The organism is Bifidobacterium sp. JNUCC 75 (assembly GCF_054819865.1).
The window spans coordinates 1191742-1206806 of sequence record NZ_JBTHIF010000001.1 but is presented as its reverse complement, the minus strand read 5'-3'; the positions used below and the strand labels follow the sequence as shown (position 1 = coordinate 1206806).

Below are 15065 nucleotides of genomic sequence, written 5' to 3'. Positions count from 1 at the left end.
GGTGTTGGTAAAGGGGTTTGGTTTCATGCATCTGGTTTCCCGTTTGCATCGCACGTTGGCGATGACGGCCGTCCTGTTGGGCCTGCTGGCAGGCTTGGGTGTCGCATCCGCCCAAGCGGACGCTCCTGTACTCACCGGGGGGGGGGGGTCGTCAGACCCCTCGCGTAGCTGAGCAAAACCCCGCCACTCTCCCCAGCAACGCAACCAATTCTCCACTTCCCACCCCATCGCCAATACAAACCACCACGCCATTAAACCCCACGCCTAGCACCCCGTCATCGACGACGGGCACACCCGACAGCGCAGGCTCCGCTACAACCAAGTCGGCCGACAAGACGGAAGATCAAGCTTCGCACATGGTGCGTTTCGACCCGGCCGACGGCAGCAAGCCAACACAGTCAACAGTGAAGACCGGCACCCTTGTATCCCCTCCGCAGCAGAACCCGCAGCGTCCCGGCTTCCGGTTCAACGGGTGGACATACGACAGCCAGCCCTTCGACTTGCAGACCCCCATCCTCCAGGACACGACCCTGAAAGCCAAGTGGTCAAAGACCACGGACTGGACCCTGAGCCCGGATCACGGGCCAGCCACCGGCGCCCGCCTGGCCATCAGCCCGCCCAACAGGCAGAAGCCCTACTACGTCAGCGTGCAAGCTGCCGGGCAGCAACTAGTCGGCCTGACCGGCGACGGCTATATCTACACATGGACGAAAGACAGTACACCCAAACGGGTTCCTTCTCCCGCCCAAGCTCCCGACGGATTCCATTATCTGCAGGCCGCAGCCGACAGCCAACTGCACGCAGCATTGGGATCCGATCAGCATATCTACACCTGGACCACTGGGCAAGCGATGCCCGCCATCCTCGGCACCGGCCGGGATGGCGGATACACTAGCATCAGCATGAACGACGACCGGCTGCTGGCAGTGGAGCGGCAGGGACAGGTCCACGCCTATCAGGCCAGCGATGCCGACAACCAGAATCAGAATCCGAAACTCATACAGCAGGCCACAACCAGCCTGCCCGGAAAGGCGCAGGCCGTCACCGCCGTCGCCTCCGGCAGCCGGATCCTCATCGTGGACGCTGACGGGCAGGCCTGGACCTGGGAAACGGCCAATACCGGAAACGCCAAGCCCGCACGCATCAAGCAGGACCCGGGCACGCGCACCGTCCAGGCCCAAGCCCTCAACCCAGGGTTCCTCCTCATGGACACGGACGGGCAGGCCTGGTACCTGCCAGACAGCACGACCGCCATGACCCAGCTCAATCTGCAAGACGGCGTGCAGGCCAGCAGGATCACCGCCAACCGGGGCCAGGCCGTCATCACCGGCACTGACGGCCGCCTCTGGGCCTGGAAGCCGGGCAGCAAGCCCACCCAGGCGGACGACGGGAACCAGCAGTACATGCAGGCCGCCAAGGTCGGCAACAGGATCACCGCCATCGACCGGCAAGGCAGCATGTTCACGTGGAGCCCGGACCATCAAGGCAATCCAGGCAAGCCAGCAAGACTCGACACCGGCACCGCGCCCACACTGGAATCAGCCAGCATGGATGGCCAACCGCTCAAACTCACCAGGAGCAACGACTCATGGCAGGCGGACATACCCGCCCGCAATCCTGGGCCAGCCGCCATCCTCATCACCGGCAGGCAGGACGGCCAGCCCTTCACCAGAAGCCTCAACTACACGGTCGACCAGCCGCTGACACGAGACATCGAACCAAGAGCCACGCTCACGGTCCACTTCGACACGGGCGGAGGAAGCCCCGAACCAGCAGACCAGAATTTCACCACCCCGTATGGGAGGGTGAAGCGGCCCTCCCCCGACCCGACGCGCCAAGGCTTCCTGTTCGACGGATGGTTCACCGGACAGGTCGCCTACGACTTCAGTAGGCCCGTCACCAACAACATGACCTTGACCGCGAAGTGGACGCCCGCAAGCCGGAACAACACGTGGAGCATCAGCCCCAGCCAGGGCAGCCAGGCGGGCGGCGACCCCACCACCATCACCCCGCCAGACAGCGCCAGCCGAGGCATCAGGTTCAGCCAGGTCAGCGGATCACTAGACAGCAGCTTTTCCCTGGCGGTGGACAGCGACGGAAACGCCTACGCATGGGGAAGCAACTACTATGGCCAGCTCGGCGACGGGACGACCGATAAGCGGACTACGCCGGTAATGGTGAGCAAGCCTGCAAACACGCCTCCGGATTTCACCTACATACAGGTCAGCACCGGAAGCACTCATTCGCTGGCCCTGGGCAGCGACGGAAACGCCTACGCATGGGGAGACAACACGTATGGCAAGCTCGGCGACGGGACGACCACTCAACGGAAGACGCCGGTCAGGGTGAGCAAGCCTGCAAACACGCCTCCGGATTTCACCTACATACAGGTCAGCGCCGGAGGCAATCATTCGCTGGCCCTGGGCAGCGACGGAAACGCCTACGCATGGGGATACAACAACTCTGGCCAGCTCGGCGACGGGACCTACAACAACCGGAAAACGCCGAACATAGTGGGAAAACCAGCGGACTTCGCCTACGTTCTAGTTAGCGCCGGAGGCAGTCATACTCTGGCCCTGGGCAGCGACGGAAACGCCTACGCATGGGGAAGCAACTACTATGGCCAGCTCGGCGACGGGACGACCACCAAGCAGAATACGCCGGTCAGGGTGCGCATACCTGTAGGCGCGCCGACGGATTTCGCCTACGTGCAGGTCAGCGCCGGAGGCAATCATTCGCTGGCCGTAGGCAGCGACGGATACGCCTACGCATGGGGATGGAACGGAAATGATGGCCAGCTCGGCAATAACAGCACAACGGATTCGGCTGTTCCTGTGCGCGTGCGCGACCCCGCCAGCCCCACTGATACGAACAAAGGGCTGAAAGTCGTACAGGTGCACGCCGCAGGCGATCATTCCTTGGCTGTGGGCAGCGACGGATACGCCTACGCATGGGGATGCAACCTCGCTGGCCAGCTCGGCAACAAAACCAGCGGCAACTATGTAAATCCTGTTCCTGTGCGCGTGCGCGACCCCGCCAGCCCCACTGACGCAAGCAAAGGGCTGAAAGTCGTACAGGTCAGCGGTGGATACCATTATTCGCTGGCCATGGGTAGCGATGGGAACGCCTACGCATGGGGATACAACTACTATGGCCAGCTCGGCAACAACAACACCATTGACACGAATGTTCCTGTGCCGCCGGTGTTCAACCTGCAGCTTGCGATCACCGGCGTCAGATTCGACCAGACCCCCGTATCAGAACTGAAGCCCGGCGTTGGCGGCAGCGTGACCGTGACTACGCCCGCGCACATGCCGGGCACGGTCACCGTCAGCGTGGACTACACGATAGGCGGCGCAGCCCAACAGCCGGACACCTCCCTCAAATACACATACCTGGCTGCAGGCGTGCTCCCAAAGGCAGGCGGGGAAGGCATCCTGCTCGCCCTGGCCACCGGCATGACCGGCATGGGCGGGGTCCTGGCATCCCGCCGCCACCAGAGAGAAACACGCCTGCTGTCGCACACTACACACGAGTAAGACGAGCCGCGGGCGGATCAATCCCCCCGCCCCCGGCCCACAAAAGGGGGCAGGGAGGCCGGTGTCAGTCAAGGCTCAACCCCAAGTGAGCCGACACTCCCTCCCGCGCCCCCACCACACTTCCGCCTGCTGGAGTTCAAGGCAGGCATGAACGCCCCGCCCCGCCTGGAAGGGGAGGGAAACACGGCTGGGCCAGCCGTGGGCAGAAACCCGCAGCCGGCCTGGCCGCTGTTTACTTAACCTGTCAACTATGAGTTCCGCCGACACTGGATCAGGCTGCCATAGTCATTGCGCGATGATAAGGTTGTATCACTGTACAAAGACGCGGAAACGAATTAGCTGCACCGGCTGCTGGGGAGTCAGTCGGTAGAGTTCTTGGGAGGCTCTGTAAATGGCGTTATCGAATATCCCCCACTGTACTTCGCACGAGTAAGGTCGGATTCCCATCACTGCAATCCGGCGAACTGGCGGCTGTGCCCATCCCAACCGAGCACGGCCGTCATCTACTTCTAAATGGCGGAAAGATACCCGTCGTAGCGATCGGGCATGTCTGAGAACTCCAGGCCAGCCGACTGATACCAGAAGTATCGGTGGGTGCCGGCGTTGTCAGTCCAAATCTCAGGGCAGTCGTTGACCAGCCAGTCCGACGGAATAGCATGGGCGCCACCGGCCGAGGCCACGGCCAGCGCCTGCTTGAGCTGGTCCTCCTGGGCGGCGGTCAGGCTGCCGGGCGGGCCGAGAATAAGAGTGGGGTGCCAGTCTGGTTGATCTGCATAAAGCCGATGCCCAGGTGTCCTACCACGTTGCAACCCTGGACCAGCATTCCGGTCTTGGTGGCCTGTTCGAAGAGGCCCGGTAAAGCTGCTTGACCAGCTGGTAGCTCACTCCTCCAGCTAAGCGATGTCTTTACGGATGTAGTCCTGGGCCTGCGGGCACGGTTTCCCTGTCGGCATCGGTGGTCAGCGTGATCCAGTTCGGCTCTCTCAGACTAAGGCTGGTGGGGTTCATGATTCAGAGCTCCTTCATCCCTGTGGTGTGGCTGATGGCGGCGGGTCAGACCCGGACCAGGTCGATCAGGCGGATGGTCTCAGGCTGGCAGCGGGGTATGCGGATGCCCACACGCTCCAGATAGGTGCCGGTGACCTCAGCGATGCCCAGCGGACCCGTCGGATCCAAGTGCTCCAGCGAAGCCCTGGGCTTGGCGGGGCCGGTCCAGGCCAGCCGATACCGGGCCTTGGGGTCCAGGCCGGGAATACGTAGATAAACACCACGATTATGCAGGGATTCGTCCAACTGGACGTGGGCCAGGATGGCCCGGCTGCGGTCGGGGGCCACCACGCCATGGGCCAGTACCGAGGGGTCGGCCAGGTCCAGGCGGACCACACGGCCGGAGTGGAGGAAGCCACGGTTGGCCTTGTACCAGGCAATCCATTCCTTGAGCCGCTCCAAGTCCTCTTCGCTGGCCTGGCGAATGTCCCACTCGATGCCCATGGATCCGAAGACGGCCGTGGCCGCCCGGAAATCCAGGCTGTAGGTTCTGCCGGTCTGCTGGGAGGAGGGTTGGGAGATGTGGGCGCCGATATACTCGGGGGCTACGGTCTGCTCGGTCCAGCGCTGGATCATCTGCCTGCTCAGGGCATCGGTCATGTCAGAGGTCCAGAAGCGGCGGATCTTCTCGATCACACCCAGGTCGATGCGGCCGCCGCCCGAGGCGCAGGACTCCCACTCCACCTTGGGGAAGCGAGCGCGGAGAGTATCCAGAAGGCGGTAGTAGGCCAAGGTCTGTTCATGGATGGCCGGCGCGCCTCCACGGGCCTGGGAACCAGCCTCAAGAAGATCGCGGTTGTGGTCCCACTTGACGTAGTCGATCTGGCAGGACTCCAGAACCCGGGTCATGGCCTCCAGCACATGGTTGAAGGCCTGGGGATTGGTCAGGTCCAGGACCAGCTGGTTGCGCTGCAGCTCGGGGTTTCTGGAGGATGCCCTCATGACCCACTCAGGATGGTCGCGGAAGGCATCCGAATTCGGGTTGATCATCTCCGGCTCGAACCAGAGGCCGAACTGCATCCCCAATTTATGGACATAATCAACTAAAGGCTCCAAACCGTGTGGCCAGACCGCAGCGTCCACCCACCAGTCGCCCAGACCAGCCGTGTCGTCCCGGCGCAGGTGGAACCAGCCGTCGTCCAGAACAAGGCGTTCCACCCCGATGCGGGCAGCGCGGTCGGCCAGGTCGCGCAGGGTATCGAAGTCGTGCTTGAAACCGATGGCCTCCCAGACGTTCAGGATTACCGGCTGCTCGCGGGGGTGCTCGGGCAGGGTTCGCTCCCAGGCATGCAGGCTGTTCATGATCGGATCCATGCCATGGTCGGAGGCCGTGACCACAATCCAGGGCGTGCTGTACTCCTGGCCCTGGCTCAAAACCACCTCGCCGGGCAGAAGGAGCTCGCCAGCGCTAACGCCGGCCGGGGTGGCGCTGTTCCGGTCCACCCGGAGCACGGTGTTCCCGCTCCAGGCCGGCTGGACGCAGAGCACCCTGCCATGATGGAAGTTGAACCCGGGGGTGCCCACCATGACCACAGGCCCCTCGAAGCCGGTGCGACCCCAGCGAAACTCACGGACCCAGGCCCCGTCGGCCAGGTCATGGCGCTGGGGGCTGCGCTCACGCTCGTGTCTGCCGGCGAAGTCCAGAATCTGGGTCTGCTGGTCGTCCAGGGGAAGGCGGACCTCCAGATCCTCCACCAGGAAGGGATCGACGCCCAGGTTGCGCAGGGTGTGGCGAATCCGCAGGGAACCGCCGGCCATGGCCTCCACCCTGGTCGCCAACCCAAGCTGGGCATCCTCGTCACGGGCTCTAATAGTCAGCGATTCGGCGGTCTGCTCGGGCTGACTTTCCACCAGGAATCGCGGCGACCATGAGCGCCCGGCTTGGATGCCCTCGGGGCCGTGGGCGATCCGATGCCCGGTCAGGCCCGGGTGCAGGTAGGTGTTCTGCGCATGCTCCAGCAGCAGGGGCGAATGGGTTGAGGTCCAGGCGGGAGTCTGTTCCAAGCCATTCAGGTTCGGGCCTGCATACAGTCCCCTGATGTCAGGAATATCGGCACCCGGGGTGATGGGCCCCAGGGCCATGTAGGTGAGCGGCTGATTTGAATGGACCGACTGTGGGAAGAGCATGAAAAATCCTTTGGTAGCTACGGCACACATGTGCAAAAACAACAATGCTTGATGAACCAGTGAGCCGCCCGCTCCACTGCGGTAGGCAGCTCCTGATTAATAGACTACTTGACTGCTCCGGCCATTAACACCGCATTGAAGTGTCTCCGCAGGAACGTGTAAGCGACCCCCCCCCCATGGGACCTTCTCAATTAAGGATGCAGTGGGACAGAGCGTAGTCATTCCAGACTGTGTCGAGCCGGTCATGATGACAACAATCGCCGCATGCGCCATGAATGTGGCAGACCATGTAGACCGTGGATAGCATCAGCAGTTTTTTCATCAATATGATTTAGGGACTTAAATCAGAAAAGGCGCTGACGTCACACCGCAAAGGCAGTAACGCCAGCGCCCTTTCAGACTCTGTTCAGGCTCGAACCCAGATCAGGCTCCGATCAGATCCAGCATTTCGGGGACGGACTTCTTGCCGAATTCCACAGTCTCCTGGCCGTCCTTGCGGATTACGATGCAGGGGACGCTCATGACCTGGTACTGGTCCTTCAGCTCGGGGAAGTGGGCCAGGTCGTAAGCCTCGGCACGCACCTTGCCGTTCTGGGCAGCCACACGCTGGGCGGACAGGACCGTGGTCGGGCACATGGTGCAGGTCAGGGAGACCAGCATCATCACGTCCACCTGGTCCTTGATGGCATCGATACGGTCCGAGGTGGGCTGATCCACCTGCTGACCGGGGCCGGCCGCGTTGTAGAGGGCCAGAACGAAGGAGTTGAACTCGTGGCCGCTGGGCACGCCATGGAAAGCCAACCCGGTCGGCTGGGAGACGCCCTGGTCGTCCACGCGGCAGATGCGCACGCTGGGTCGGGCATCGGGCAGGTCGCCGGCGGGATCGTATTCCTTGCCGTCCTCATCCGTGCGGGAGTCCACCCTGGAGGTCAGCTTGCCGTCGGAGAGCCCGACCAGCTCGTCCACGAAGGCCTCCAGCTCCTTGGAGACCTGACTGCCGTCCAGGTCTAGGGCCAGCTCCAGCTTTCCGGTCATCTTGCCGAAGACCATGTCCAGCTGCTTGCGGATGTCCGGTCCGAAGAAGCCGGAGGTCTTGGCCGGGGCCTGGTCGTGCTCCTGGGCCACAGGCGCGGGCGAAGTGCCCGAGGCCAGTGCGGAATTCTCGGCCTGCCGCTCAGAACGGGCATAGGGAGAATCCTCGGGTCGCGGCGGTACCAGACCAGTCTTGTCAGACATGTTGGAGGCGTAACGCTCCAGCTCCACGGCGGCCACAGCCCCATCGGCGGTGGCGGTGATGACCTGGCGCAGGTTCTTGACCCGCAGATCCCCGGCGGCGTAGATGCCCGGCACCGAGGTCTCCAGGTAGTCGTGGGTCAGCACGTAGCCGTGGTCGTCCAAATCCACCACGCCCTTGAGCATGCCGGTCTGGGGCACGTAGCCAGCGAAAACGAAGACGCCGAAGGTGCCACCGTCCTGGGGCTTCCAGGTGGTGGTCTGCCCGCTCTTGCGGTCCAAAATGGTGGCCTCGACCAGTCCGCCGGGGCCTGCGGAGACCCCCTTGAGCTCGGTGGAGTAGTGGATCTCGATCTTGTCGTTGTTCCGGGCCTCGTCAGCCACGGCGGCATCGCAGGTGAAGTCCTCCTCGCGCACCAGCAGGGTCACCTTGGTGGCGTACTTGGTCAGGAAGACCGACTCCTCAGCTGCAGCGAACCCGCCGCCTACCACCAGGACCTCACGCCCGGTGAAGAACTCGCCATCGCAGGTGGCGCAGTAGGCCACACCGCGGCCCGCGTACTCCTGCTCGCCCTGGAAGCCGATCTTGCGGGGGCTGGCACCTGTGGCGATCAGGATGCCGAAGGTGCGCAGGTCGCCCCGGGATGTGTGGACCACCTTGATGTCACCCTGGGCATCAATGCCTGTGGCCTCGGCGCTCATGAACTCGGCTCCGAAGTTCTGGGCCTGCTGGCGCATGGTCTCGGTCAGCTTGCGGCCGTCAGTGCTGGCCACGCCCGGGTAGTTGACCACGTCGGCCGTAATGGTGATCTGGCCGCCGAAGTCGTCCTTCTCCAGGATCAGGGTGCGATACCGCGCCCGAGCCAGGTAGAGTCCTGCGCTCAGGCCTGCAGGGCCGCCACCAATGATGACCACGTCATAAAGATTCTTGTCTTCCGTCATGAATGCCTCTTCCGAAGGAATGCACGGATATGCTGTTTTGAATGCTGGTCGTAAATATAGAAAAGGGAACCCGCCCTGGTCGCTTCCGATCGGCGAGTTCCCGATGTTGGCAGCTGCGGATCAGAGCTGGCCGACCAGATCCAGGCTGGGCTCGATGGTGTCCTCACCGGGCTCCCACTTGGCAGGGCAGACCTGATCGCCGTGCTCATAGACGAACTGGGAGGCCTGGACGCGGCGCAGCAGCTCGTCGGCGTTGCGGCCCACGTTGGAGGAGATGACCTCGTAGGCCACGACCTTGCCCTCAGGAGTCAGAATGAAGTCGCCGCGCTCGGCCTTGCCCTCGGCCTCGTTGTAGGTCTGCAGGTCCTTGGCCAGGGTTGCGGTCGGATCGGCCAGCATGGGGTACTGGACCTTGGCGATCTTCTCGTTGGCCTCGTGCCAGGCCTTGTGGACGAACTCGGTGTCGCAGGAGACGGAGTAGATCTCGCAGCCAATCTTCTTGAAGTCCTCGTACTTGCTGGCCAGATCCTCCAGCTCGGTTGGGCAGACGAAGCTGAAGTCCGCAGGGTAGAAGAAGAGCAGGGACCAGTGGCCCAGCAGATCCTTCTTGGAGACCGGGAAGGTCTTGTTATCCTGGTAGGCCTGCGTGGTGAACTCAGTCAATTCGTGCTGAAGCTGTGACATGAAAAAATCCTTTCGGGAGCATTGGGAACGTCGGCCTGAAGCCGAACCTGTCTCCGTATTTCATGCTAGTCAGGAAGCGCTGCATGGGGAAGACGGAGGTTCGCCGCTGGGGTGTGACATAGGGCACATGGGGCGCCCATACCCTAGCATTAGAGGCATGGCATTATGGCTGAACATCCTGCTCATTCTCTTCTTTCTCCTGCTCGGATCCGTCTTCTCGGGGACTGAACTGGCGCTGGTCTCCCTGCGAGGCTCGCAGCTGGAGCAGATGGAGCAACAGGACGCGCGCGGCGCCCGGGTGGCCCGCATCGCCCGCGACCCCAACACCTTTCTTTCCGCCGTGCAGATCGGCGTGACGCTGACGGGCTTCCTGTCGGCCTCCTTCGGCGCATCATCCATTACCCCCTACGTGGTGCCCGTCCTGACCGGGTGGGGCGTGCACGAGGGTCTGGCCGGCACCCTGACCACGGTGATCCTGACCCTGATCATCTCCTACTGCTCCATCGTCATCTCCGAGCTGGTGCCCAAGCGGATCGCCATGCAGCGCACCGAGGCCATCGCCAGGGCCGTCGTTCCGGCCATCGATGTCTTCACCACCCTGTGCAGACCGCTGATCTGGCTGATCGGCAAGAACACCGACCTCATCGTGCGCATCCTGGGCTTCGACCCTCAGCAGACCGACACCGAGGTCAGCGACGACGAGCTGCGAATGCTGGTCTCCTCCAACACCAACCTGAGCAAGGACGAGCGGATGATCCTGGGCGACGTCTTCGATGCCTCAGAGACCAGTGTGGCCGAGGTCATGCGCCCCCGGGCCGATGTGGTCTTCATCGCCGGGGACATGCCGCTGCAGGATGCGGTCGAATTCGTGCACGACGAGCCCTACTCGCGCTACCCGGTGACAGGACGCGACTTTGACGACGTGCTGGGCTTCGTCCACGTTCGCGATCTGATGGACGTGCGCAATCCCCATGCCAAGACCGTGGCCGACGTGACCCGGCCCGGCATCGCCCTGCCCGGCACCTCCAAGCTCCTGCCCAGCCTGGAGAAGCTGCGCAAGAAGGGCATCCACCTGGCCGTGGTCATCGACGAGTACGGTGGCACCGACGGCATCGTCACCCTGGAAGACATGACCGAGGAGCTGGTGGGCGATATCCGCGACGAGTACGACCTGCCCGAGGAGCAGAACCCGGCCCATCCCCAGGCAACCGCCTTCGTCAACGGAGTCGCCACGGTCGACGGCGGCATGACCATCGAGGACTTCGCCGACCTGACCGGAATCGAGCTGGAGGATGGCCCCTACGAGACCCTGGCCGGCTACTTCCTGGCCCAGACCGGGCGCATGGGGCAGGTGGGCGACGTAATCCACTCCGACGACGGGTATGACATGGTGGTGACCAAGGTGGATGGTCGGCGCATCGAGACCATCGAGGTCAGGCGGCGGCAGGACGAGGACCAGGTCGCCGATGATGACGAGGCCGACGCGGATGGCAAGGGTGAAGACAGGTCGAATTCCGAAGCAGGAGCGGACTGAGGATAACCGGACCAGATCTAATCTGAGCGAGACTGACTTGACCGAGGATAGCTTTGCCGGCTCTAACCTGACCGAGGTTGGTCGAAGCTAAGAAGGAAGACGACAATCCAAGGCGGGCCGAGACGATACTGCGACCAGAGCCTAGCTATCGTCTAACCGAATCCAGCTATCCTCTAGCCAGTGCTTGGCTAGCAGTCAGCCGGTGACCGCCCTCACGCCAGTCAAGGAAAAATGACTATCAGCGTAGCCGATGGTCCGTGAATGATTTCACTGGTTGATTCCCGCAAAATCCAAGCGTTTCCTTGCTTTTTCCTCTAGTCTGGAGATACAAGGTCGGGCTGACCCGACCGCAGGCATAATTTCATATTTAAGGAGCGATTATGGCATTGAACTTTACCGTACCGGGACTCGACGAAGCGACCAGCGAGAAGGTCATCGCCATCCTGCAGAGCCGTCTGAGCCAGGAACAGGAGACTGCCCTGATCCTCAAGCACGCCCATTGGAACATGAAGGGCAAGGAATTCATCGGCATTCACGAGATGATGGACCCCGAGGTCGATTCGGTGCTGAACATGGCCGACGAGACCGCAGAGCGCATCGCCACCTTGGGCGGCTCCCCCGCCGGACGGCCCGACGACATCATGAAGAACCGCGACTGGGATGGCATCACCATGACCGGCCGCCAGGATGCTCTGGACTACCTGAAGGCCCTGGATACCTACTACACCACCTTCATCAAGCGCGACCGCGAGGCCATCAAGGAGCTGGACGACCTGGACATCGTCAGCTCCAACATTCTGCAGGACCACGTGCAGGAGCTGGAGCACTTCCAGTGGTTCATGCGCAGCCACCTGTTCTGAGTTACTGAGTTACTGAGTTCTGAGAACTCATCGCCGCCCTCGATAGGCGGTATGCCGGTGGCCCTGCATCGTGAAGGTGCGGGGCCGCCGGCATTTTCTCTGACCGAGATAGACTGCAGGAACTCAGGATAGAATTGGCACTTGGGAGACAGCCGGGCGCTGCCTCACGCCGGGAAGACTGGTCGGCCATGGAAGACCGAACCCTACCCGCCCGACCAGGAGTATCATGCCGCCCACGCCTACATTCCCAACATTCCAAGTCAATTCGCATCGTCAGGATTGCGACGATTCGAATTCGCAGCAGAATCTTAAACTTTTCAATCCAAGGCAGTCGGGCCCCCAACCCTCAGACACCCAACTGAATTCCGGACCGTCGGATTCCAGGCCATCGAATGCCCAACCATCAAATCCTCAGCATGGGCAGGGCGGATCTGACAAGGACCGGCACAAACGACTCCATCTTTCAAACTTCTTCACCGCCCTGTCGTCGTTGGCTGAAAACGACCGGATCACCGGGCTATTTATGATGGCCTGTGCCTTGGCTGGGCTGATCCTGGCCAATCTGCCAGAGACCGGGCCGGGGCTGAAGGCTCTTGCCGCTTGGATTCCTCTGGACCTGCCCGGTGGACTGAACCTGTCTCTCAGGGACTGGATACAGGACGGGCTGCTGACCATATTCTTCCTGACCATGGGTCTTGACCTGCGCCAGGAGGCTGCCACGGGCACTCTGCGCGACCACAAGCAGGTCCTGCTGCCCATGCTGGCCGCTTTGGGCGGTGTGGCCGTTCCGATCCTGATCTACTGCCTGTTCAACCTGGGCTCCCCCGCCGGATTGCGTGGCTGGGCTGTCCCAACGGCCACCGATGTAGCCTTCTCCCTGGCGGCTCTGCAACTGCTCCTGCCCAAAGCCGGACCCGCCCTGCAGGCCTTTTTGATGACCCTGGCCATCTTCGACGACCTGGTCGGCGTCCTGCTGATCGCCTTGGGCTACTCCAGTTTGGGACAACCGAGTTGGCTACTTGTCAGCCTGGCCGGCCTTGTGGTCTGGGCCCTGCTGGTCCGAGCGGCGAACCGCTTCTGCCCGCTCTGGCGACCCTTGGTATTTCTCTGCTTGTTGGGCGCTCTCGCAGGCGGTCTGCTGGCCTGGTACAGCCTCTTCAAGGCTGGAATCCACCCGGTGCTGGCGGGAGTGGCGATGGGCCTATTGACCCCTGTTGCCAGGCCGAATGCGGCCGAAGCGGAAGCAACAGAAGCGGAAGAGCCTTCGGCCAGTACCGCGCCGAACGTAACTGAGCCAACCGAGCATAGGCCAACCGATACAAAACCATCCGGTACCGAGCCGACCGAGACCCATCCACCAGTGACCAGTCAAGCCAATACCAAACCAGCTGGGTTTGAACCAACTGAGATTGAGCCAAACCGCAACCCGACGCTATCACCGGCTGAACGGCTGGACCACTTCCTGACCCCTTTGAGCGCCCTGGTGGTCCTGCCCCTTTTCGCCTTCTTTTCGCTGTCCATCTCCCTGGATCAGCTGGGACCCGGACTGCTGACGGACCGGGTCTTTTGGGGGGCCACGCTGGGTCTGGCCTTGGGCAAACCCTTGGGAATCATGACCATGGTGATCCTGGCAAGTCGTCTGGGGCTGCAGCGGCCTGCCGGCTCCACGACCGGAAACATGATTGGCCTCTGCCAGCTCTGCGGAATCGGCTTCACCATGTCCTTCCTGATCGCCAACTTGGCCTTCGCTGGTTCCCCGCATCTGGAGTCAGCCCTACTGGGCGTGCTGGCAGGATCGGTCCTGTCCGTGCTCATCGTGGCTGTCGGCACCATCCCCGGTCGACTACGTTCTGCCAGGCACACATAGGCTTAACCGCCAAGACTCAACCTCTGCCAGACCCGGTTCCTGCCAGAATCAGCCTGCCAAACTCGGTTTTGACAGAATCAGTTTTGACAGAATCGGTCCCTTATCAGGCTTAGCTGCGACGGTAGAGCTTGGTGTAGGAGCCCTCAGCGCGGGGGCGGACCACGATTTGGTCGATGTCCACAGTGTCGGGCTGCTCCAGGGCCCAGGTGACGCATCCGGCGATGTCGTCGGCGGTCAGCGGGTCAGGCACCCCGGCGTAGACCGCGTCGGCCCGGTCACTATCGCCGCCGAACCGCTTCAGGGAGAACTCATCGGTGTGGACCAGCCCCGGAGCGATGTCGACCACGCGCACTGGCTCGCCAATCAGTTCCAGCCGCAGAATACGGGCCATGACCCGTTCCGCCGCCTTGGAAGCGCAGTATCCGCCGCCACCCTCGTAAGGCTCGATGCCTGCAGTGGAGGAGATGACCAGGACCGTGCCCTCCGACTCTTTCAGGGCCGGGAGCAGCTTCTGGATGACCCGCAGGGTGCCGATGACGTTCAGCTCGTACATGCCGCGCCAGTCGTCCAAGCTAGAGGTAGCCACCGGGTCCTTGCCGAAGGCTGCACCGGCGCAGTTGACCAGAGCCTTGACCGGCCCGCCCTTGAGCACGGCATCGACGGCCGTCTGTGTGGAATCCTCGTCGGTCACATCGCAGACTTCATAGGTGAAGTTCTGACCCAGCTGGTCGGCCAAAGCCTTGAGATTGTCCTCGCGCCGGGCCAGGCCGACCACCTTCCAGCCCTTGTCCACCAAGGCCCGAGCACTGGCCTGGCCGATACCGCTGGAGGCGCCGGTCACCACGGCACGCTTGATTGTCTTCTTGGATTCCGTCATCTCATCCGCTCCTTTATGATCTATTCCCCCGGATTGACTCCACGCTTGCCTCCGGTTCGCAGGGAGCCTGCCTAGCTGCTGCAGGATCGCCCTTCTTCTTTAACGCTAGCGCACCATCATGGGCTGCGGCAGTCTCTCTTCGGTCTTCGATGACAAATGTGGCGCATTAAACCAGCCTTGAGCAGGGTCGGAACGAATCAAAGGCAGATTAGTTGAGTCAAAATAAATCAAAGTCAGATCGGGCTGAATCAGGCCGCATAGTCAGGTTAGATCAGGATCGAAAGGATGCGTCAAAAACCAATCGGGTTCGTACGAGATGGCCTAGCGGGGGGGGGGGGTTCGATTCGGAACTCAT

8 protein-coding genes and 1 pseudogene are annotated in these 15065 nt (G+C 62.3%); 4 read left to right on the top strand and 5 right to left on the bottom strand.

All coding sequences use genetic code 11. The features are described 5' to 3' along the window. Window positions 1-25 precede the first annotated feature (25 nt). Window positions 26-3539, top strand: a pseudogene (locus ACVWNW_RS04960) (RCC1 domain-containing protein). A gap of 509 nt (window positions 3540-4048) precedes the next feature. Here ACVWNW_RS04960 and ACVWNW_RS04955 read toward each other — a convergent pair. The 4 genes from ACVWNW_RS04955 to ACVWNW_RS04940 all read right to left on the bottom strand — a co-directional run bounded on the left by ACVWNW_RS04955 (window position 4049) and on the right by ACVWNW_RS04940 (window position 9572). Continuing rightward, on the bottom strand, window positions 4049-4348 hold the full coding sequence (locus ACVWNW_RS04955) for a hypothetical protein (protein ID WP_454481430.1): 300 nt from the start codon (window positions 4346-4348) through the stop codon (window positions 4049-4051). A gap of 244 nt (window positions 4349-4592) precedes the next feature. Continuing rightward, a complete protein-coding gene (locus ACVWNW_RS04950) occupies window positions 4593-6713 on the bottom strand; it encodes an alpha-galactosidase (RefSeq protein WP_454481429.1) in 2121 nt (706 codons plus the stop codon). A 423-nt stretch (window positions 6714-7136) separates the two neighbouring features. Beyond that, window positions 7137-8888 carry an FAD-dependent oxidoreductase gene (locus ACVWNW_RS04945; protein ID WP_454481427.1) on the bottom strand — a complete coding sequence of 584 codons (1752 nt, stop codon included), beginning with the start codon at window positions 8886-8888 and terminating at the stop codon, window positions 7137-7139. 120 nt (window positions 8889-9008) lie between these two features. Next, window positions 9009-9572 carry a peroxiredoxin gene (locus tag ACVWNW_RS04940; protein ID WP_015021096.1) on the bottom strand — a complete coding sequence of 188 codons (564 nt, stop codon included), beginning with the start codon at window positions 9570-9572 and terminating at the stop codon, window positions 9009-9011. A 157-nt stretch (window positions 9573-9729) separates the two neighbouring features. Here ACVWNW_RS04940 and ACVWNW_RS04935 point away from each other — a divergent pair, with 157 nt between their 5' ends. The 3 genes from ACVWNW_RS04935 to ACVWNW_RS04925 all read left to right on the top strand — a co-directional run bounded on the left by ACVWNW_RS04935 (window position 9730) and on the right by ACVWNW_RS04925 (window position 13833). Beyond that, window positions 9730-11106 carry a hemolysin family protein gene (locus ACVWNW_RS04935; RefSeq protein WP_454481425.1) on the top strand — a complete coding sequence of 459 codons (1377 nt, stop codon included), beginning with the start codon at window positions 9730-9732 and terminating at the stop codon, window positions 11104-11106. Window positions 11107-11486: 380 nt separating this feature from the next. Next, a complete protein-coding gene (locus tag ACVWNW_RS04930; protein ID WP_015021094.1) occupies window positions 11487-11966 on the top strand; it encodes a Dps family protein in 480 nt (159 codons plus the stop codon). A gap of 226 nt (window positions 11967-12192) precedes the next feature. Beyond that, the gene (locus tag ACVWNW_RS04925) at window positions 12193-13833 is read left to right on the top strand and encodes a Na+/H+ antiporter NhaA (protein WP_461196330.1); all 1641 of its coding nucleotides are present in this window, start codon (window positions 12193-12195) and stop codon (window positions 13831-13833) included. 109 nt (window positions 13834-13942) lie between these two features. Here ACVWNW_RS04925 and ACVWNW_RS04920 read toward each other — a convergent pair whose 3' ends face one another. Continuing rightward, the gene (locus ACVWNW_RS04920) at window positions 13943-14710 is read right to left on the bottom strand and encodes an SDR family oxidoreductase (RefSeq protein WP_454481420.1); all 768 of its coding nucleotides are present in this window, start codon (window positions 14708-14710) and stop codon (window positions 13943-13945) included. Between the last annotated feature and the right edge of the window lie 355 nt (window positions 14711-15065).